The organism is Robiginitalea aestuariiviva (assembly GCF_029537735.1).
Taxonomy (GTDB): Bacteria; Bacteroidota; Bacteroidia; order Flavobacteriales; family Flavobacteriaceae; genus Robiginitalea; species Robiginitalea aestuariiviva.
Map to the genome: position 1 here is coordinate 956,273 of NZ_JARPUQ010000002.1, position 18,914 is coordinate 975,186.

15 protein-coding genes are annotated in these 18,914 nt (G+C 54.9%); 3 read left to right on the top strand and 12 right to left on the bottom strand.

The genetic code is table 11. From position 1 onward, the window contains the following. Positions 1–5 precede the first annotated feature (5 nt). From OZ410_RS11020 to OZ410_RS11035, 4 genes are all read right to left on the bottom strand, one after another. Entirely contained in the window at positions 6–524 is a 519-nt protein-coding gene (locus tag OZ410_RS11020) for a DUF7935 family protein (protein WP_277708019.1), read from the bottom strand. A gap of 88 nt (positions 525–612) precedes the next feature. Beyond that, positions 613–1,392 carry a hypothetical protein gene (locus tag OZ410_RS11025; protein WP_277708020.1) on the bottom strand — a complete coding sequence of 260 codons (780 nt, stop codon included), beginning with the start codon at positions 1,390–1,392 and terminating at the stop codon, positions 613–615. A 21-nt stretch (positions 1,393–1,413) separates the two neighbouring features. After that, a complete protein-coding gene (locus OZ410_RS11030) occupies positions 1,414–2,688 on the bottom strand; it encodes an amidohydrolase (RefSeq protein WP_420917752.1) in 1,275 nt (424 codons plus the stop codon). Between the two features lie 9 nt (positions 2,689–2,697). Then, complete coding sequence (locus tag OZ410_RS11035; protein ID WP_277708021.1) at positions 2,698–3,243, bottom strand: DsrE family protein; 546 nt, start codon at positions 3,241–3,243, stop codon at positions 2,698–2,700. A 132-nt stretch (positions 3,244–3,375) separates the two neighbouring features. Here OZ410_RS11035 and OZ410_RS11040 point away from each other — a divergent pair, with 132 nt between their 5' ends. Next, positions 3,376–5,697, top strand: coding sequence for an ATP-dependent helicase (locus OZ410_RS11040; protein ID WP_277708022.1), 2,322 nt, complete (start codon positions 3,376–3,378; stop codon positions 5,695–5,697). A gap of 127 nt (positions 5,698–5,824) precedes the next feature. Further along, positions 5,825–6,445: an L-threonylcarbamoyladenylate synthase gene (locus OZ410_RS11045; RefSeq protein ID WP_277708023.1), complete on the top strand. Its 621-nt coding sequence runs from the start codon at positions 5,825–5,827 to the stop codon at positions 6,443–6,445. 49 nt (positions 6,446–6,494) lie between these two features. Here OZ410_RS11045 and OZ410_RS11050 read toward each other — a convergent pair whose 3' ends face one another. From OZ410_RS11050 to OZ410_RS11060, 3 genes are all read right to left on the bottom strand, one after another. Beyond that, positions 6,495–7,358 (bottom strand): OmpA/MotB family protein, encoded by an 864-nt coding sequence (locus OZ410_RS11050; RefSeq protein ID WP_277708024.1) that lies wholly within the window; start codon positions 7,356–7,358, stop codon positions 6,495–6,497. Positions 7,359–7,453: 95 nt separating this feature from the next. Continuing rightward, positions 7,454–8,464, bottom strand: coding sequence for a glycosyltransferase family 2 protein (locus OZ410_RS11055; protein ID WP_277708025.1), 1,011 nt, complete (start codon positions 8,462–8,464; stop codon positions 7,454–7,456). A gap of 71 nt (positions 8,465–8,535) precedes the next feature. Next, the gene (locus OZ410_RS11060) at positions 8,536–8,985 is read right to left on the bottom strand and encodes a type I restriction enzyme HsdR N-terminal domain-containing protein (RefSeq protein ID WP_277708026.1); all 450 of its coding nucleotides are present in this window, start codon (positions 8,983–8,985) and stop codon (positions 8,536–8,538) included. A 26-nt stretch (positions 8,986–9,011) separates the two neighbouring features. Between OZ410_RS11060 and holA the strand changes: the two genes are divergently transcribed. Then, the gene (holA, locus tag OZ410_RS11065) at positions 9,012–10,016 is read left to right on the top strand and encodes a DNA polymerase III subunit delta (RefSeq protein ID WP_277708027.1); all 1,005 of its coding nucleotides are present in this window, start codon (positions 9,012–9,014) and stop codon (positions 10,014–10,016) included. A 2-nt stretch (positions 10,017–10,018) separates the two neighbouring features. Here the strand turns inward: holA and OZ410_RS11070 are convergent, their stop codons facing one another. The 5 genes from OZ410_RS11070 to OZ410_RS11090 form a co-directional block, all read right to left on the bottom strand. Continuing rightward, a complete protein-coding gene (locus OZ410_RS11070; protein WP_277708028.1) occupies positions 10,019–10,399 on the bottom strand; it encodes a DoxX family protein in 381 nt (126 codons plus the stop codon). Between the two features lie 48 nt (positions 10,400–10,447). Continuing rightward, positions 10,448–12,694, bottom strand: a complete 2,247-nt coding sequence (locus OZ410_RS11075) for an aminotransferase class III-fold pyridoxal phosphate-dependent enzyme (RefSeq protein ID WP_277708029.1) — start codon at positions 12,692–12,694, stop codon at positions 10,448–10,450. A 92-nt stretch (positions 12,695–12,786) separates the two neighbouring features. After that, positions 12,787–15,195 (bottom strand): alpha-ketoacid dehydrogenase subunit alpha/beta, encoded by a 2,409-nt coding sequence (locus tag OZ410_RS11080; RefSeq protein WP_277708030.1) that lies wholly within the window; start codon positions 15,193–15,195, stop codon positions 12,787–12,789. Between the two features lie 156 nt (positions 15,196–15,351). Beyond that, entirely contained in the window at positions 15,352–18,147 is a 2,796-nt protein-coding gene (locus tag OZ410_RS11085) for a gluzincin family metallopeptidase (protein ID WP_420917757.1), read from the bottom strand. Positions 18,148–18,202: 55 nt separating this feature from the next. Further along, the gene (locus OZ410_RS11090; RefSeq protein WP_277708031.1) at positions 18,203–18,889 is read right to left on the bottom strand and encodes an LOG family protein; all 687 of its coding nucleotides are present in this window, start codon (positions 18,887–18,889) and stop codon (positions 18,203–18,205) included. Between the last annotated feature and the right edge of the window lie 25 nt (positions 18,890–18,914).

Here is an 18,914-nt window from a genome sequence, read left to right on the forward strand (position 1 = left end):
TACGCCTACCAGAGTTCCCCGATCTCCTTTTTAACAAAGGAGAGGGCGGTGGCGGAAGGGGAGGCCTTGTCCATGGTTTCGCTCAGGATGTCTTCCCGGAATTTATCTGCGGCCTCTGAGGCGCCCATGGCGGCCTTGCGGATGGTCTGTATGGTCGCATTCTTGGCGGCCTTGATCACGTTCCAGCAATCGTCTGTCATATAAATCTGCTGGGAAAGGTTGTGGTCGAATTCGTTTTCGATGGTACGGATCAAAAGGTTTTCATAATCGTCCTTGTCTGCAGAGCGGGGTGCAACGCGCACCACCAGGCTGGGAATAGAAATGCGTTCCAGGAACAGGGCCATGCGCTCGTAGGCCTGCAGGCGGATGGGCAGTGCATTTTTCTGGCTGTCTTTATGCAGGAGGTAGCGCCGGCGCCCGTCTTCGTTTCGGGTATGCAAGCGAAAAAAATAAAAGGCGACAGCCCCGGTAACGACTGAGGGCAATAAAAAGGCAAAAAGCTGAAAGATGTCTTCTGAGGACATAAGGCGGTTTAGGTTTGGTTTCGGAAATCAGAACGGCTGAAATCCGCAAAAATTATATCGCTAACCGGTTAATGCGCTTCCCGGGGCTTTATTGTTTGATTTCGGATTTTACTTCCCGGTAAAAGGCGCGGTAATCCGGGTGCAGGAGGATGTCTACCCCTTCCGAAAAGTTGCCGTCCCGCCCGCGGGCGCCCATACGGACTACAGGCACCCCATGCTGGTCCCTCAGGGCACTGAGGACACTGGCTGCCTGCTGGGTAGCGGTAGCCAGGTCACCCGTCATGGAGAGGCCTTCCACGGTAATGCCCAGTTGGGGGTGGGCCGCTGCCAGGGTGGCCACCCCGGCCAGCAAAGGGTTAGACGTTTCGGTGAGGGCCGTCCCCGTATCACTGCCGAAGAGTTGCTCCAGGGAGGCCGAGATGACCAGGCTGCCTCCGGCTGCTTTCAACTGGGCGTCCGGCCCCAGGGTTTTCTTTGCGTCGGTGAGCAGGGCAATCAGGGAGGAGTCATTGCGGCTGAGCGTTTCCATGATCTGCCGTAACTCCGACTCCCGGGCTTCCAGGGAAGAAAGGGCCTGGTTCAGGGCTTCGGTATTCTTGTTGGACACCTGCGCAAAACTCCCCAGGTTTTTCAACAGGGTGGCATTGGCATCCTTTAGTTCCGATACCTGGGTTTCGTAGGCTTCGGCTTCGGCACGGCTGGCTTTTTCTTTTTGCTGGGCGGTGTTGATTTCCGCCTGCATCTCCGTGATTTTCCGGTTTAAGGTATCGATCTGCGCCAGCAGGTCGCTCCGCCGCTGGGCAAATACACCATTACCGGTAGGCAAAAGGATTCCGGTTGTGAAAAGCACAAGGAGGGTACGGGTCATTTGGGGCATGGGTTCTGGGAATTAGCGGTTCATGTAGTCCAGGGTAAGCTCGCTTAGGGCACGTACCCCGAGTAGGAGCCCACTGTCGTCAATCTTGAAATCCGGGGTATGATGGGGGTAAGACTCCGTATTGCCCGGGGTCATCCCGCCCAGGAAAAAGTAAAACCCGGGGGCCACTTTCTGAAAATAGGAGAAATCCTCCGCCCCAGTGATGGCTTTTTGAGCCACCGCCTGCCCGGGGCCCGCCACCCGCTGCAGGGTGGGGAGCATTTCCGAAACGAGTTCCGGGTCGTTGTAGGTAATTTCGGTGCCGTCCGTGATCTCAATGGTGGCATCCCCCCCATAGGCACGGGCCAGGGCCGGGACCATTTCCTCCATCCGGCGGTTGATGTGGTCCTTCATGTCGTAATCCAGGGTCCGGATGGTGCCAATCATTTCGGCGGATTCCGGGATGATGTTAAAGCGCACCCCACTCTGGATCTTGCCCACAGTAATAACGGCGGCTTCGTTAGTCAGGTTGGTTTCCCGGCTGATGATGGTTTGCAACCCGTCTATGATTTTGGCGCTGATCAGGATAGGGTCTACGCCGCCCCAGGGCTGGGACCCGTGGGTTTGCTTGCCCTGTACCCGGATCCGAAAGCTTTGGGAGGCGGCCATGGCCCCGCCGGATTTATACCGGATCATCCCTACCGGGGTCTGGGAATTGATATGCAGCCCAAAGATGGCATCCACTTTCGGGTTTTCCATCACCCCTTCCTTCACCATGAGCAGGGCGCCGCCCTCTTCCCCTTCCGGGGCGCCTTCCTCTGCGGGCTGGAAAATAAATTTAACCGTGCCTTTGATCAGCTGGCGGTTTTGGGCCAGCACTTCGGCTACCCCCATCAGGATAGCCACATGCGTGTCGTGCCCGCAGGCGTGCATCACCCCGACTTCCTGCCCGTTGAACTCGCCCCGCACCTCGGATTTAAAGGGCAGGTCGTTACGTTCGGTAACCGGCAGGGCGTCCATATCTGCCCGCAGGGCCACTACCGGCCCCGGTTTGCTGCCCCTGAGCAGGCCTACCACCCCGGTATGGGCTACCCCGGTCTCGACTTCTATCCCTAGGGATTCGAGATGGGCGGCTACCTTGGCTGCGGTTTTGAATTCCCGGTTGGAGAGTTCAGGGTTTTGGTGGATATCGCGTCTCCATTCGATCACTTTAGGGGCTACATTCTCATAAGCCTTTTCGAGGCTTTTATACTGGGCATTGGTGGCCAGGACGCAAAAGGCGGCCATGGCAGTGAAGAGGTATTTCATGTCTTGCAATTAAAATTTTATGAGTTGGTATCCTTCGCTTTGCAGTCGGATCAGGGCCGTCATGGCGGAAAGCGCCAGTTCCACCCCGGGTACAGTCTGGGCCACGGGAATGTTCCGGGACCGTGAGGACTGTCCGCACAACACCACGCGAACCCCTGCTTCCATCAGATGTTCCAGCATCGGGGCGTTGGGATTATCTGTCCCGAAGCGCTCCCGGTAGGCAGGGTTATCCAGCAGATCGGGGGCGGCTCGGTTGTGCACCACCAGGGCTACGTGCAATTGTTCTTTTGGCACCCCGGCACGTACGTGCATGTTCAGGAAGCGGGCAGCAGTTTCCATCCAGGGGTTCACGGCGGTGGGGTCTTCGGGACTGTTCATCACGTCAAAAACCACCTTGTAGGAGGCTGTGGTTTCCGTGGGGAAGGTGGCCTCGGGGATATCCCATACCGGGCCGTACGCCTCAAGCACCGGGCCTGTGGCCTTTTCCTGTCCGAAAAGGGTAGCGCCCGCCAACAGGCACAGGCAGGGGAGGATTTTTGCGGTAATCCGTTGCATAAGGTCAGGTTTGGTTTATCCAAAGGCTAAAGATATTCAAAATGACACACTTCCCGGGGGCTTTGTTTATAACTCAGAAGCCGGGGGGTTTGAGGTTGCAGTGGATAATACCTAAATTCACACCTTTAAAACATGGGCATGTTCCTGGACGAACTTAACGACGCGCAAAAAGCCCCCGTACTCCATAAAGACGGGCCCCTGATGGTTATAGCGGGGGCCGGTTCGGGCAAGACCCGGGTGCTCACTTACCGCATTGCCCACCTGATGCAACAGGGGGTGGATGCCTTCAATATCCTGTCTTTGACCTTTACCAACAAGGCGGCCCGGGAAATGAAGAAGCGGATTGCCCAGATCGTCGGGGAAGGGGAGGCCAAGAACCTCTGGATGGGGACCTTCCACTCCGTTTTCGCCCGCCTGCTTCGCTATGAGGGGGATAAACTGGGCTTCCCGAGCAATTTTACCATTTACGATACCCAGGACTCCCAGCGCCTGATCGCCTCCATTATCAAGGAAATGGGGCTCGATAAAGACATCTACAAATACAAGCAGATCCAGCAGCGCATATCCTCCTACAAGAACAGCCTGATTACCGTTCGGGCCTACTACCAGAACCCGGAGCTGCAGGAGGCCGATGCCATGGCCAAACGCCCCCGTATGGGCGAAATCTACAAGGAATACGTAGATCGCTGCTTCAAGGCTGGCGCCATGGATTTTGACGACCTGCTGCTGCGCACCAACGAATTGCTGAACCGCTTCCCCGAGGTCCTGAAGAAATACCAGGAACGCTTCCAATATATCCTGGTAGATGAGTATCAGGATACCAACCATTCCCAGTACCTGATTGTTCGGGCCCTGGCGGACCGCTACCAGAACATCTGTGTGGTGGGGGACGATGCCCAGAGTATCTATTCCTTCCGGGGGGCCAACATCACCAACATCCTGAACTTCCAGCGGGATTACGACCAGGTGGCGGTATACCGCCTGGAGCAGAACTACCGCTCCACCAAGAATATAGTAGGCGCGGCCAACAGCGTGATTGCGAACAACAAGCAACAACTGGAAAAGGTTGTCTGGACGGCAAACGATGATGGTCCCCTGATCAAACTCCACCGCAGCCCCACCGATGCGGAGGAAGGGCGCTTCGTGGCCTCTTCCATTTTCGAACACAAAATGCAGCAGCAATTGCCGAACGGGGAATTTGCCGTGCTGTACCGCACCAACTCCCAGTCCCGGGCTATAGAGGACGCCCTGCGCAAACGGGATATCCCGTACCGTATTTACGGCGGCCTGTCCTTCTACCAACGCAAGGAGATCAAGGATGTGTTGGCCTACCTTCGGCTGATTGTCAATCCGGCAGACGAGGAGGCCCTGAAGCGGGTTATCAATTTTCCGGCGCGCGGCATCGGGCAGACCACGGTAGACAAGCTCACCGTAGCAGCGAATGCCGCCGGCACCTCCATTTTTGCGCTGATGGAGCGCCTCCCCCAGGATTCCCTGGGCCTGCATGCGGGCACCCGGAGAAGGCTGGAGGATTTTACCAACATGATCCGGAGCTTCCAAATCATGAACCAGGAGGCGGATGCCTTTACCCTGGCCGAACATGTAGCCAAAAAATCCGGGTTGTTGCTGGAGTTTAAAAAAGACGGGACCCCGGAAGGCATCGCCCGGATGGAAAATATTGAAGAATTGCTGAACGGGATCAGGGATTTTGTGGAAGGGCAGCGGGAACTGGCCGATGCCAAAGGCGACCTTACGGAATTCCTGGAGGATGTGGCCCTGGCCACGGACATGGACAAGGAAACCGGAGACGACGACCGTGTGGCCCTGATGACTATCCACCTGGCTAAAGGGCTGGAATTCCCCTATGTTTATATTGTGGGGATGGAAGAAGATCTCTTCCCCTCGGCCATGAGCATGAATACCCGCAGCGAACTGGAAGAGGAACGCAGGCTGTTTTATGTGGCTCTGACCCGGGCCGAGACCCAGGCGTATCTGACCTATGCCCAAAACCGGTACCGTTGGGGGAAACTGATCGATGCGGAACCCAGCCGGTTTATTGAGGAGATCGATGAAAAATACGTCGAAAACCTTACGCCGGTGGACAATTACCGGTTCCGCCCCATGCTGAATACGGATATTTTCGGGGAGGTGGACAAAAGCCGGCTGCGGCAGCAAAAGCCTGTGGCGGGCACCCCGCCCCCGGCCCACAAACCCTCGGAGCAGCAATTGCGAAAGTTACGGAAGATAAAACCCCAGTTGGGGGAACCGGGGCCTTCACAGCCAGACCTGGAAGGACTTGCAGAAGGCAGCCGGGTAGACCACTCCCGTTTTGGCCAGGGCACGGTCCTGAAGCTGGAAGGATCCGGGAACGACCGCAAGGCCGAGATCCGCTTTGAACGGGGGGACGTAAAGAAATTATTGCTGCGTTTTGCCAAGCTGCGGGTGTTGGACTAAACCCTTACGGGCAGGAGGTGCCCTGGGGGGAGGAGGGCCATTTTTCACCAATGCTTTAAAGTAGATAGGGATCGGTTGTTCCTATTGCATCCCAACTTCGTACCTTAATGGCGCATAAAACCACCCCATGGCCGAACTGATCCGGATATACGAGGAAAACCCCAACCCCAAAGCGGTGAAACGTGTAGTGGATATCCTGCGTGGCGGGGGGCTGGTGATCTACCCGACGGATACCGTGTACGGCCTGGGTTGTGATATTACCCAATCCAAAGCCCTGGATCGGCTGGCCCGCATTAAAGGGGTGAAGCTGGAAAAGGCCAACTGGTCCTTTATCTGCGAGGATCTCAGTAACCTGTCCGATTACGTCCGCCAGATCGATACGGCCACGTTTAAGATCCTGAAACGCGCCCTGCCTGGGCCTTACACCTTTATCCTGCCCGGCGGAAAGGATTTGCCCCGGGACTTCAAGAAAAAGAAAACGGTGGGAATACGGGTGCCGGACCACGCCATTGCCCATGCCCTGGTTCGTGAGTTGGGCCATCCCATTGTTTCAACTTCCATCCGGGACGATGACGATATTATTGAATACACCACAGACCCGGAACTGATCTATGAAAAATGGGGCAACCTGGTAGATGCCGTAGTCCACGGGGGCTATGGGGGGAATGTGGCCTCTACCGTAATAGATCTTTCCGGCACCGCCCCGGAAGTAGTGCGGGAAGGAAAAGGCTCCCTGGATATTCTGTAATAAAAAAAGCCCCGGAATTTCCGGGGCTTTCTGCGTTTTAAGACGGGCTTTAGTTGTTGATGGCCGGGTCTTTCATGCCTTCCTCGATCATATTGTAGAACTGATCCAGTTTGGGCAGTACCACAATGCGGGTACGACGGTTTTTGGCGCGGTTGGCAGCGGTATCGTTGCTGGCCAGGGGCACGTAGTAACTGCGGCCTGCGGCGGTCATCCGGGCCGGATCTACACCAAAGTCGTTTTGCAGAATGCGTACCACAGCGGTGGCGCGCTTGGCACTCAGATCCCAGTTGTCCAGCAGCACGCCGCTGCGGTAGGGAACATTATCGGTGTGGCCTTCTACCATAAATTCGAAGTCGGGCTTGTTGTTTACCACCTGGGCTACTTTTCCCAGTACTTGCTTAGCTGCAGAGGTAACATTGTAACTGCCGCTGGTGAAGAGCAGTTTATCGGAGATGGAAACAAAAACCACCCCTTTCTCCACGCTGATTTCGATGTCCTCGTCGTCCAGGTTACCCAGCACGCCTTTCAGGCTTTGAACCAGGGCCAGGTTTACGGAATCCCGACGGGTAATGGCATCCTGCAGTTTGCGGATGGTAAGGTCCTTCTCGCGAAGGCTCTCCAGGGATTTTTCGAGGTTTTCGGCACCTTTTGCAGTAAGGGTAGTCAGGTTGCCCATGTTGTTGATGAGTTCCTGATTGTTGGCTTTCAGGAATGCATTTTGTTCTTCCAGGGTTTTCAGGCGGGCATCGGCGGTTGCTTTATCCTCCAGGCAGGAGTTGAGCTTTACCGTAGCCGAATTCAGCAGGTCCTGGGTTTCTTTTTGTTTGGCTTCCAATTCCGCGTATTTTTTCTGGGATACACAAGAAGAGAGGGCCAGGGCAAGACCCATGCAGCCAATGATGAGTTTTTTCATGGTATTATTTCAGCATTTTAGTTGTTAAGGATTCGTTTGTCGTTTGAACTTAAACAAAATTAGAGAAATGGGAAAGGGCCCTTTGGGGCAATCCGTTAATCTTTTACTAAAATGTTAAAGTTCTTTATCCCATTTACGTAGTAAGACCAAACTATGGATGTTGCCTCGTGGTATTTTAAGACAAATTTCACTCTTTCGCGTTTGCGGAGCATGGTACGCACCTGCCGGTAGTAACTCAGGTGCGCCCGCAAGATGGCCAGGGCATGCGGCAAACGGCCCTGTAACAAAAAACGCAGGGCGGCCACCCCATCCAGCAAGAGCCGGCAGAAGATAATCGGAAAGGCTTTTTTCCGGGGCAGGTTCTTGGTGATGGAAAACAGGGAATTCCGGAAATTCAGGTAGGTTTTCCGGGGGTCCATATTGCTTAGGGTAGATCCTCCCAGATGATATACGGCGGATTCGCCGGTGTAATAAACCTGGTGGCCGTGGTTGTGGGCCCGCCAGCACAGGTCTACCTCTTCCTGGTGGGCAAAATAATCCGCATCAAACCCTTCCAGTTCCCGGAATACACTTTTTCGGATAAACATACAGGCCCCGGTGGCCCAAAATATGGGGCGGGTATCGTCGTATTGCCCCAGGTCTTCCTCCAGGGTCTGGAATATCCGGCCCCGGCAGAACGGGTAGCCAAAACGGTCCAGAAAGCCACCGGCAGCACCCGCGTACTCAAAACGGGAGGGATGGAGCAGGTCTCTGATCTTGGGTTGGATGATCCCGATTTCCGGGTTGCGTTTAAAAAGGTCCAGTACAGGATCCAGCCAGCCTTCGGTAACTTCTACATCCGAATTCAGCAGGCAGTAAAGGTCGGTTTCCACCGCTTCCAGCGCCCAGTTGTATCCCTGGGCAAACCCGCCGTTTTCCGGGTTCTGTATGATGCGCACCTGTGGGTAGGCTTCCTGCAGGAAAGCGACGGAATCGTCTTCGGACGCGTTGTCTGCCACCATAATCTCAGCCCCGGGACTGTAGCGGACCACCGAAGGGAGAAAGCGCTCGAGCAGGGCTTTCCCGTTCCAGTTCAGGATTACAATGGCAATGGAAGGTGCAGGCATGGTTTCGGCCGGGGTTCAGGTGGGCCCGGAAGGGGCAAAAGTAAATAAAAATAGGCGTTATACCGCTCCGATTATTCCGTGGAATACGGGGGCAGTTCGCGAAGGTACTCATAGCGTTGCCCGGCATAATCCATACGGCAGTACACATGGGAAAGGCCGTTGGTGACCATCAGTAGTCGGGCATTCAGGGCCAGGTTATACCGGGCCATCTGGTCGAAGACCTCCTGGGTAATAGGCACTTCCGGGGCCTTGCACTCTACCAGCAGGTCTACCTGGCCCAGGGCGTCGCAGACCGCAATATCCACCCGTCTGGGAAGGTTGTTTACCCGGATTTCACGTTCTACCAGCATGCGTCCTACAGGGTATCCCTTTTCCTGAATCAGAAAGTGAATGCAATGCTGGCGCACCCATTCCTCAGGCTGTAAACGGACGTATTTTTTGCGCACTACATCAAAGACAAGGGGGTTATTTTCCCTACTTTTGAAACGAAGCCGGTATTCGGGAAAATTCAATTTCAGCATACTGCAAAAGTGCATTTAATTTTCCAATGGAAGAAGTCAAAGAACTGATCGCCGCCATCCGTCAAAGGCAATTTGCACCCGTCTATTTCCTGATGGGGGAGGAGCCGTATTACATTGACCGGATTTCCGAATTTATTGCCGAAACCGTACTTACGGAAGAGGAACGCGGCTTTAATCAGGCCGTGTTGTACGGAAAGGATGTGACCCTGGACGAGGTCGTAGGGCAGGCCAAGCGCTTTCCCATGATGTCCGAATACCAGGTGATTATTGTGCGGGAGGCCCAGCACCTGAGCCGGACCATCGAACAACTGGTTTCCTATGTAGAGAACCCGCAACCCAGCACCCTGTTGGTTTTCTGTTATAAATACAAGGTGCTGGACAAGCGCAAAAAGCTGGGAAAGGCCCTGAAAAAAAATGGATGTGTACTTTTTGAAAGCCGCAAGCTGTATGAAAACCAGGTAGCAGACTGGATCCGTCGGGTGCTGCTGGGGGATGGCTACACCATATCGCATAAAGCCTCGGCCCTTTTGGTGGAGTTCCTGGGAACGGACCTGAGCAAGATTTCCAAGGAGTTGGAAAAGCTCAAGATTGTGTTGCCCAAGGGTTCCGAAATCACCCCGGCAACCGTAGAGGACCATATCGGGATCAGCAAGGATTACAACAACTTTGAGCTGCGCAAGGCCATTGCCACGCGGGATATTGCCAAGGCCACCCGCATCATCAAATATTTTGCCGAGAACCCCAAGGAGAACCCTTTCGTGATGACCATAGCGCTCTTGCACAATTTCTTTGTGCAATTGCTGCAATACCACGGTCTTAAGGATCACAGCCCCAGAAGTGTAGCCCAGGCCCTCCACATCAACCCGTATTTTGTTGGGGAATACCAGACCGCTGCCCGGAACTACCCCATGAAGCGTGTTAGCGCCATCATTGGGATCCTCCGGGAGATGGATGTAAAAGGCAAGGGGGTAGGCTCCGCCTCCCTGACCCAGCAGGATCTGCTGCGGGAATTACTCTATAAAATTTCCTGAAACTATTTCCGGTCCACGCTGTAGGTGCCGGGCCCCATCAGGAAGATGCTGATGAAGATGGCCGCAAACAGCAGGGACTTTTCCTTGGTGCCAATAGGGTCTGCCGCATGGGCGATGAGGGCTGCTACCAGCATGGCGATGATTACCGGGACAGCTGCCCACCGGGTTTTCAACCCAATAAGTACGAGGAAGGCACAAATGACCTCGGCAAACATAACCAGGAAATGGGAAGGGCCTTCGCCTATCCCAATGGGGTTGGCAAATTTAATGGGTTCATCCCCGAAATACCGCATCAGTTTGGGGATACCGTGCGTAAGCAGTAAGCCAGCCCCGGCTACCCGAAGGATGAGCAGTCCAAGGTCTTTTTTAAGGGAACTATTCATGGTTGGCAATGTTTTGGTGCATCACTAAAGTATTAATTTAAAATGAATCTAACTTAATTTCCTTAGGATTCCATCCAGTTTTTCGACCAACTCCCCTGCATTGGCCCGGGAAAAGGGTAAGGGGGGCTTTATTTTTAAAACATTGTCATCAGGCCCGTCCGTGCCAATCAGGACCTGTTGCTCCCGGAGTTCGTTCTTCAGGGCCCTGGCAAGGTTGGTTGCGGGACGCCCATCCGGTTGCAGGCATTCTACGCCCAGAAACAAACCCTGGCCCCGTACGTTTGCCAGAACCGGGTACCTTTGCTGCAGGCCCTGGAGTTCCTGAATAAGGAAGGCTCCGACCCCTGCCGCGTGCTCCGGCAATCTTTCCGCTTCGAGGACATCCAACACAGCCAACCCAACAGCACAGGACACCGGGTTACCCCCAAAGGAGCTGAAGAATTCTGGGCCGGACGCAAAGGCCTCTGCCACCGCCTGGGTACACACCACGGCCCCGAGGGGGTGGCCATTGCCCATAGGTTTGCCCAGGATCACCATATCCGGTGTCACGCCGTATTGCTCAAATCCCCAGAAATACTTACCCAGGCGCCCGAACCCAACTTGTACCTCATCGCTGATGCAGAGTCCGCCCTGCCGCCTAACTTCCGGATAGATGGCCTCCAGGTAGCCCTGGGGCAGGGGTACCTGCCCGCCACAACCCATGATGGGTTCGGCCAGAAAGGCAGCCAGGTCCGTGCCGTGGGTTATGGCCGTTTCCAAGGCCGGGGCTGCAAAGGCATTCCCGGCTTCCCCTGTGTCCGGGTAGCTGGACCCGAAGGCTTTCGGCATAGGGCAAAGCAGGGTATTCGGATAAGCCTGTCCCGGCTGGTGTTTGTAATGGCTTACCGCAATAGCAGCCTCCGTATTCCCGTGGTATCCGTATTCCAGGGCCATGATTTTGCGTTTTCCTGTAACATGGCGGGCCAGCCTTAGGGCCAGGTCTGTGGCAGCGCTTCCGGAATTCACAAGAAATACCCTGCTGAGTTCCGGCGGGAAGGTTGCCAGCAGTTTTTCAGCATAGTCCAGCAAAACGTCGTAGTGGTAACGCGTATTGGTGTTCAGTTTTCGCATGGCAGCGGCACCGCAGGCCACAACTTCCGGGTGGCAGTGTCCTACCAGCATGATATTGTTATAGGCGTCCAGAAAGGTGGTGCCATCCTGCGCATACATATATTGCAAGGCTGCCCGTTCCATAATGATGGGCCGCTTGTAACTCAGGCTCAGAGACGGGCTCAGCAGGTTTTTCCTGCGTCGGGCAAAGGTGTCCGGGTCTGTGGTGTGGGACACCGGCAGTTGCAGGGCCTTGCGGAAGCTGCGTCGGGCCTGTTCCGGCGAAATGCGCACCCATTGCTGCAGCAATTGCCGGGCGGCTGTTTCGCTAATGGCCACATAATCGGATTCCGGACGCAGTTTAGCGGCATGGGCGCTTTGACACAGGCTCATACAAAGGCGGGCAGCCACCAGGTAATACAACAGGTCTGCCTCCGTTTCCTCCAGTGCCGTGATGGAGCGGTAACCGCACAGCACCTGGCTGGCGGCCTCCAGGGGAGCTTCCTTAGTCATCAGGGCATAGGTCAACCCTACAGCCAGGTCCCCGGCCAGCCAGGAATAGGTGGCATCCCCAAAGTCGATCAGGCCCCTAGCACCGCCATCACCAACCAGCAGGTTCCAGTCGTTGGCATCGTTGTGGATAAATCCCTTCCGCAGCTTATACTGTAGGGGTAATACCTGGGCACGGAATTGCTGGGCAAAATAAGCAATGAGCGTGCGTATGCGCGGGTCTGATACTTCCGGCAGGTACTCCAGGCTCAGGGAAAGGTGCTGCAGATCCCAGGAAGAAGGTTCGGCAGGTGGGCAGACGGCGGTAAAGGTTGCAGCCCGCAAGGCAGACACCCCAAGCAGGGCGCCTACGGATTCGAGAAGCACGGGCGTGTGCGATACTTCCGCCAGGAAATCCCCTTCCAGGAATTCCAGCAGGCGGCATATGCAGCCATCCCTTTTGAAATGGTTGGCCCCCTGCCGGGTTTGCAGGGTTTTGGGAAAAGTAAACCGGGGCGCCTGGGCATAATGGGCCATCAAGTCTGCCTCCAGGTCAATACGCGCCTCACATCCGGGCCGCTCCCGATGTTCCTTATAGATCCACCGACCCTGGGGGCCTTCCAGGAGGAAGGTGCGGTCTTCGTACCCTTCCAGGGGTTTTAAGCGAGAGGCGGTTATGCCATAATGGTGGGCAATGGCCTTAAATACATCCTGCATTCCGTTGCGCTTTGCTGGTAAACTTAACTAAAATCCGCAAGCGGGGAATGCCCTTCAGGCAACCTTAAGGGATGGCGCTTTTAGGCCGGGTATTACAGGGGCGGGTAGTGGGAGGGATCGGTTTCGCTCAGGATGGCATAGACCTTTTCGAAAACGTCCTCGGTGTTGGGTTTGGAAAAATAGTCTCCGTCGCTGGCATAGGCCGGGCGGTGGGCATGGGCCGTGAGTGTTTGGGGGGGCGAATCCAGAAAACGGTAGGCGCCCTGCACCTCCACAATCTGTTGCAGCAGGTAGGCGGCACATCCCCCGGGCACATCTTCGTCCACCACCAACAGGCGGTTGGTCTTCTCCACGCTTTTTACCACCTGGTGGTCCAGGTCGAAAGGCAGGAGGGACTGGGCATCGATCACCTCGGCGGAAATACCCACCTCTTCCAACTCCTGGGCTGCCTGCAGGACTACCCTGAGGGTAGAACCATAGGACACGATGGTGATATCCCGGCCTTCGCGGAGCGTTTCCACCTTCCCGATGGGGGTACAGAGCTCACCCAGGTTGGTGGGTACGGGCTCCTTCAGGCGGTAGCCGTTCAGGCTTTCCACGATCAGCGCCGGTTCGTCACTTTTCATCAGGGTATTGTAGAATCCGGCAGCCCGGGTCATGTCCCGGGGCACCAGAATGTACATCCCTCGAAGTAAGTGGATCAGCCCGCCCATCTGGGATCCGGAGTGCCAGATGCCTTCCAGGCGGTGCCCCCGGGTACGTACAATCAGGGGCGCCTTTTGTTTGCCCACGGTGCGGTAGAGCAGGGTAGCCAGGTCGTCGCTCAGGGTTTGCAAGCCGTAAAGCACATAATCCAGATACTGGATTTCGGCAATGGGCCTGAGCCCGCGAAGGGCCATCCCGATCCCCTGGCCAATTATGGTGGTCTCCCGGATCCCGGTATCGGCTATCCTAAGCGGACCGTATTTTTTTTGCAATCCTTCCAGGCCCTGATTTACGTCCCCGATGGCCCCGCTGTCTTCTCCAAAAATTACGGCTTCGGGGTGGCGCGTGAACAACAAATCAAAATTGTCCCTCAGGATCACCCGCCCGTCCACCAATTCCGGATCCTCCGGGTATTGGGGGGGCACGCCGGTAATATTGGTGGCCTTGTTGGGCAATTCGGAATAAAGGTGGGAGCTGTAGTGGGGCTGGTTTTCCGCCATAAAGGCATCAATCCAGGCTTTGAGGGCCGTTTTCTGGGGGTGGTCTTCCCCGATCAGATACCGTATGGCCTTGCGCGCCTTGGAGACCAGGTCCCGCTTCAGGGGTTCTTCCACGGCAATCAAGTCGTTTTTGATGCGGGAAATAAATGCCTTGTTGGGACTGGTCTGAGCAGCGGCTTCCAGCAATCCCTGTAATTCTTTTTTATGTTGCAGGTGCGGCCCCAGGAATTCGGCCCAGGCGTCTTTCTTGGCGGCCCGTACCTCTCGTTTTACTTCTTTTTCCAGGGCGGAGAGTTCCTCTTCTGAAATAATCTGGTTGGCCAGGATCCACTCCCGGAATTTAAGATTGCAGTCGTGCTGCCGTTCCCACTCCAAACGCTTTTCGGTTTTGTAACGCTCATGGGAGCCCGAAGTGCTGTGCCCCTGGGGCTGGGTGAGTTCGGTCACGTGGATCAGCACGGGCACATGCTCTTCCCGGGCAATATCCCCGGCATTTTCGAAGGTGTGGATCAGGGCGGTATAATCCCAGCCATTGACCCGGAAAATTTCGTAACCGCTTTCCGTTTCCGTACGGCGGAACCCTTTTAGGATCTCCGAAATGTTTTCTTTGGTGGTCTGATATTTTGCAGGAACGGAAATACCATAGGCATCATCCCAGATACTGATTACCATGGGAACCTGCAGAACGCCTGCGGCATTGATGGTTTCAAAGAAATGCCCCTCACTGGTGGAAGCATTTCCGATGGTACCCCAGGCCACCTCATTTCCGTTTACAGAAAAGCCTTCGGATGGGATATCCTTCAGGTTGCGATACAGCTTGGATGCCTGGGCCAAACCCAGCAGGCGGGGCATTTGCCCGGCTGTGGGGGAGATGTCGGGGCTGCTGTTGGGTTGCTGGGTGAGGTCTTTCCAGCTGCCGTCTTCATTCAGGCTGTAGGTGCCAAAGTGGCCGCCCATCTGCCGTCCTGCACTCATAGGTTCCAGGGCAATGTCTGTGGTGGCGTATAAACCGTGGAAGAAATCCTTGGCTGTAAGGAGCCCCAGCGCCATCATAAAGGTCTGGTCCCTGTAATACCCGCTGCGGAAATCCCCATTTCTGAAGGCGCGGGCCATAGCCAGTTGGGGCAGTTCCTTCCCATCGCCGAAAATCCCGAATTTGGCCTTGCCGGTGAGGACTTCCCGACGGCCTAAGAGACTGCATTCCCGACTTAGGACGGCTACCCTGTAATCCTTCAGGATTTGGTCTTTGAAATCTTTGAAAGAGATGTCTTTTTCGGGATCCAGATGAACTTCCATAGGTGTGCAGTGGGATTGTCGCGAAGGTACAACTTCTCCTACTTTTTTGCAATGGAAATCCGCAAATAAATTGGATTATTCACAAAATATCATTAAAAATAGGCGGATATATTGCGTATATAACAAAATAAACTCAAAATATTGCGAAAAATATAACTAAAACCACTTCCGGGTAAACAATCCCGTTAAGGTCTTGGGGCTGATGGTGATAATGAAGCGGATGCGTTCCCCGTAGTTAGGCGCTGCAATTTCCCACCCCAGGTTGGAATGCAGGGGGAAATAGAGTTCGAAATAATCCGTAACCAGGTTCAGCCGGATGCCGGAATCGTAAACGAATTGCGGATTGGCGCCCCGGTTTCGAATAAAACCGATGTCTCCGTACAGTTCAAACCACCGCCAGAGGTTAAAGCTGGCGTTGCCCGTTACCATCCAGGAATTGGCGTAGGGCTGGGGGAGTTTGGATTTAAAACCACCTTCGGCAATGATGATCTGCTGGCTCATGAGTCCGGAATCTTCGGAGCGCCCCAAAAAATTATAATCAAAGAGATAATCCGTGGGCCGGTCCAGGGCAAAACTAAAATAATCGGACTGCGTCTTGTTGCGCAGGAAAGCCCCGGCAAAGAGCCGTAAGTTCAGCTGGCGGTTATTGTCGAAAAGCTTTCGGTATTCTGCATTGAGGGAAAGCTTGGTGAAGTCCGGGGCATGCTGAGCATCTGCAAACCCAGAAAAGTAATCTATAATATGGTTTTTCAGGTAGTTGAACCTCAAATTCAACACGCTGTAATCCGGGTCCGTTTCCAGGTCGCCTATGGCCGGGTCAATGGTCCGGAATACGTTGACATAGCGCAGCAGCAGGCTTGAGCGGGTATTGGAGATCAGGTCGTCCGGACGCCATCCCAGCAGGATGGAAGGCGTAAGGGTTGAATAACGGGAATTTTCTGCAAAATGGTAGGAAGACCCGTTAAAGGAATACCGCGTAAGGTAAAAGCCCGTTTTTCGGTGGAATTGCTGGTAACTCAGCCGGCCATATCCCACCAGGGCGCTTTCCTTGGTGGCATAGGTGGGGGCAAAATCGAAGACAAAGGGCCGCTGCAGCAGGGTTTTGTTGGTCAGGCGGATGCCCGGGGTAATCCCATCGTACAGGTTGTAATTCGCCACGGGCACCCAGAAGACCTGGTTGTAATATGGATTTTCGGAATCCCGGAAGAACTGCAGTTTCAGTTTCCGGTTGCCGGAGAAGAACCCGCCCAGGGTTTTCCAGTTGTCCCGCTGGTTGAATTCCGGGATGGTTTGGTCGTAATTCAGCACCAGCCGGCGTTCGCCTTGCTGTGGGATGGTAAAGGTTTTGGTGTTTTGGAATCCCTTAAACCAGTATTGGGATACCACGGAATCCCGGTCTATTCCGAAGAGGGAGATGGGTACTTCGGCCCCGGTCTTGTTTTTCAGGGTCACCCGCAGGGAGTCCTCCGTTTTTTCTATGCGCCTGATCTTGTAATCGATCTGCTTGCTGGTGGTCACATAAGTGTCGAAGAACCAGTGGACGTCTTTCCCGGCATGGGTGAGGATCAGGTGTTCAAAGTCTTCCGGATGAGCGGCCTTTAATTTAAAGGTTTCATAGAAGATCTTGATCGCCCGGTTAATCCCATTGGATCCGGCGTAGCGCCCCAGATAGGCCAGCCCCAGCCCGGCCTTGTAGGTGTTGGCGATCTTCTGGTTGAACTTGATCAGCGAATCGTTGGGGGTGTCCAGGGCCTGGTCCAGGTTCCGCCGCGCCGAGATCATATAGAGGAAGGGGTACTGCTCGTTGAACTGCATGCGCGAAAGGTGGAAGCCCCGAAGCAACCACCAGTCCGAGAGTTTGCCCAGGAGTTTCTGATCCGGATAAAAGGTTTCTACATAGCGGATCATCAGGTAATTGACAATGGCGTCGCTGATCCATTTGTCCTGGCGCGGGTTTAAAAAGATGGATTCCCGCATATAGCTGATCAGGGCGGTCTTCAGGAATTTCATCTCAAACTGAAACTGCTCTTCATACGGGCGTATGAAGGAGGGGAGCTGGTTGAGGCCGTAGAGCGGATTTTTGTTAAAGTCGATTTCGCTTACCAGGAGTTGCTCATAGGGGAAGTCCCCCAGGTTTTCATGGATAAAACGGGAAATGCGGTCTATGGATACCCCCTGCAGGACTTCGTTGTACCGTGGGGACTGAATGTCTGTAATGATCAGCAGGAAGGGGGTCAGGTGCTTCTGGAAGGGGCGCTGCGCATTCAGGATGATGTCGCAATTCTTGCGTTGAACCCCCCGCAGGGTGGCCAGTTGCCGCCCGGGCAGCGGCCTGAGGCTGTAATCCACGTAATTGGTTCCCAGATAAAGGGAATCCGGGAAGTTCAGGTCGATGCGGGTATCGGCAATATCGGTATAGAGGTCTTCCAGGTTCTTATTGGAATACAGGTGCCATTGCCCGTCTTCGTACACGGCCGGGGTCAGGTACCAGTCTTTCAGGTAATAGCTTCCGTTGGGGCTGTAGCCGTATGGAGTGTATCGGTTGGGGGGAAGTTTTACGGTGTAGGTAATAAACAGGCGGGTGGAATCTCCCGGGGCGAGAGGGGTTCCCAGGTCAAAACGCACCACGTCCTTGCCTTCAGTGCGTTCCCATCGCAGCCCGCGGTACACCTGGTCCACCACGCTCAGGATTTGGGTGGCCCCGCGTTCTTCGGCCTTGGCCAGATGGAGGGATTTCTTGAATTCCTCTGCAAAGCGTTTGGCCAGGGCCGTGCCTTTGTGCGAGTAGGCGTTGTTCCAGTCGTTAAAATAGAGTTCCGGGAGGGTGTCCCGGGAGGCATTGATATAGGTGAATTCCTGCTGGATTTCCAGGGTCTGGGATTCTTCCACCAGGTTTACCTTCATGATGTTGCGGTGTTGGGCCCGGGCGCACAGGCATGCCCCGGCCACCATAAGGGCAGCCAGTAGGCGGGGGGTCCGGGATATGTACCGCAGCAATCCCACAGACTCAGAAGTTCGGGCTGAGCATATTGCCTTTATAGAACCCGTCAATCACCTGTACCACATCCTCGGGGCGGTCTACTACATGGATCAGGTCCAGGTCTTCCGGGCTGATATTGCCGGCCTCCAGCATGGTGGCTCGCACCCAGTCCAGTAACCCCATCCAGAACTCCGTCCCAACCAGTACAATGGGGAAGCGCGCGATCTTTTCGGTCTGGATCAGGGTAATGGCCTCAAAGAGCTCGTCCAGGGTGCCGAAGCCGCCCGGCATCACCACAAACCCCTGGGCGTATTTAACAAACATCACCTTACGCACAAAGAAATAATCAAAATCCAGGCTCTTGTCTTCGTCTATGTAGGGGTTGTTGTGCTGTTCAAAGGGCAGGTCGATGTTCAGACCCACCGAAGTACCTCCGGCCAGTTTGGCTCCCCGGTTCCCGGCCTCCATAATTCCCGGGCCGCCCCCGGTAATGATGCCGTACCCGGCCTCTGCCAGTTGGCGGGAAACTTCCACGCACAGCTGGTAGTAGGGGTGGTCCTCCCCGGTGCGGGCAGAGCCGAATATGCTCACGCAGGGCCCGATCAGGCTCAGGCGTTCATACCCGTTCACAAATTCGCCCATAATCTTGAAGATGGCCCAGGAATCGTTGGTCTTGATTTCATTCCAGCCTTTGTGGTGCTTTTCTTTTCTCATGTTACTACTAACGGTAAATTCCCGG

Bases quoted from the DNA above. Each gene is read 5' to 3' on its own strand.
- OZ410_RS11020 (WP_277708019.1), bottom strand. From the start codon at position 524: ATGTCCTCAGAAGACATCTTTCAGCTTTTTGCCTTTTTATTGCCCTCA.
- OZ410_RS11025 (WP_277708020.1), bottom strand. From the start codon at position 1,392: ATGACCCGTACCCTCCTTGTGCTTTTCACAACCGGAATCCTTTTGCCT.
- OZ410_RS11030 (WP_420917752.1), bottom strand. From the start codon at position 2,688: ATGAAATACCTCTTCACTGCCATGGCCGCCTTTTGCGTCCTGGCCACC.
- OZ410_RS11035 (WP_277708021.1), bottom strand. From the start codon at position 3,243: ATGCAACGGATTACCGCAAAAATCCTCCCCTGCCTGTGCCTGTTGGCG.
- OZ410_RS11040 (WP_277708022.1), top strand. From the start codon at position 3,376: ATGGGCATGTTCCTGGACGAACTTAACGACGCGCAAAAAGCCCCCGTA.
- OZ410_RS11045 (WP_277708023.1), top strand. From the start codon at position 5,825: ATGGCCGAACTGATCCGGATATACGAGGAAAACCCCAACCCCAAAGCG.
- OZ410_RS11050 (WP_277708024.1), bottom strand. From the start codon at position 7,358: ATGAAAAAACTCATCATTGGCTGCATGGGTCTTGCCCTGGCCCTCTCT.
- OZ410_RS11055 (WP_277708025.1), bottom strand. From the start codon at position 8,464: ATGCCTGCACCTTCCATTGCCATTGTAATCCTGAACTGGAACGGGAAA.
- OZ410_RS11060 (WP_277708026.1), bottom strand. From the start codon at position 8,985: ATGCTGAAATTGAATTTTCCCGAATACCGGCTTCGTTTCAAAAGTAGG.
- holA (WP_277708027.1), top strand. From the start codon at position 9,012: ATGGAAGAAGTCAAAGAACTGATCGCCGCCATCCGTCAAAGGCAATTT.
- OZ410_RS11070 (WP_277708028.1), bottom strand. From the start codon at position 10,399: ATGAATAGTTCCCTTAAAAAAGACCTTGGACTGCTCATCCTTCGGGTA.
- OZ410_RS11075 (WP_277708029.1), bottom strand. From the start codon at position 12,694: ATGCAGGATGTATTTAAGGCCATTGCCCACCATTATGGCATAACCGCC.
- OZ410_RS11080 (WP_277708030.1), bottom strand. From the start codon at position 15,195: ATGGAAGTTCATCTGGATCCCGAAAAAGACATCTCTTTCAAAGATTTC.
- OZ410_RS11085 (WP_420917757.1), bottom strand. From the start codon at position 18,147: ATGGTGGCCGGGGCATGCCTGTGCGCCCGGGCCCAACACCGCAACATC.
- OZ410_RS11090 (WP_277708031.1), bottom strand. From the start codon at position 18,889: ATGAGAAAAGAAAAGCACCACAAAGGCTGGAATGAAATCAAGACCAAC.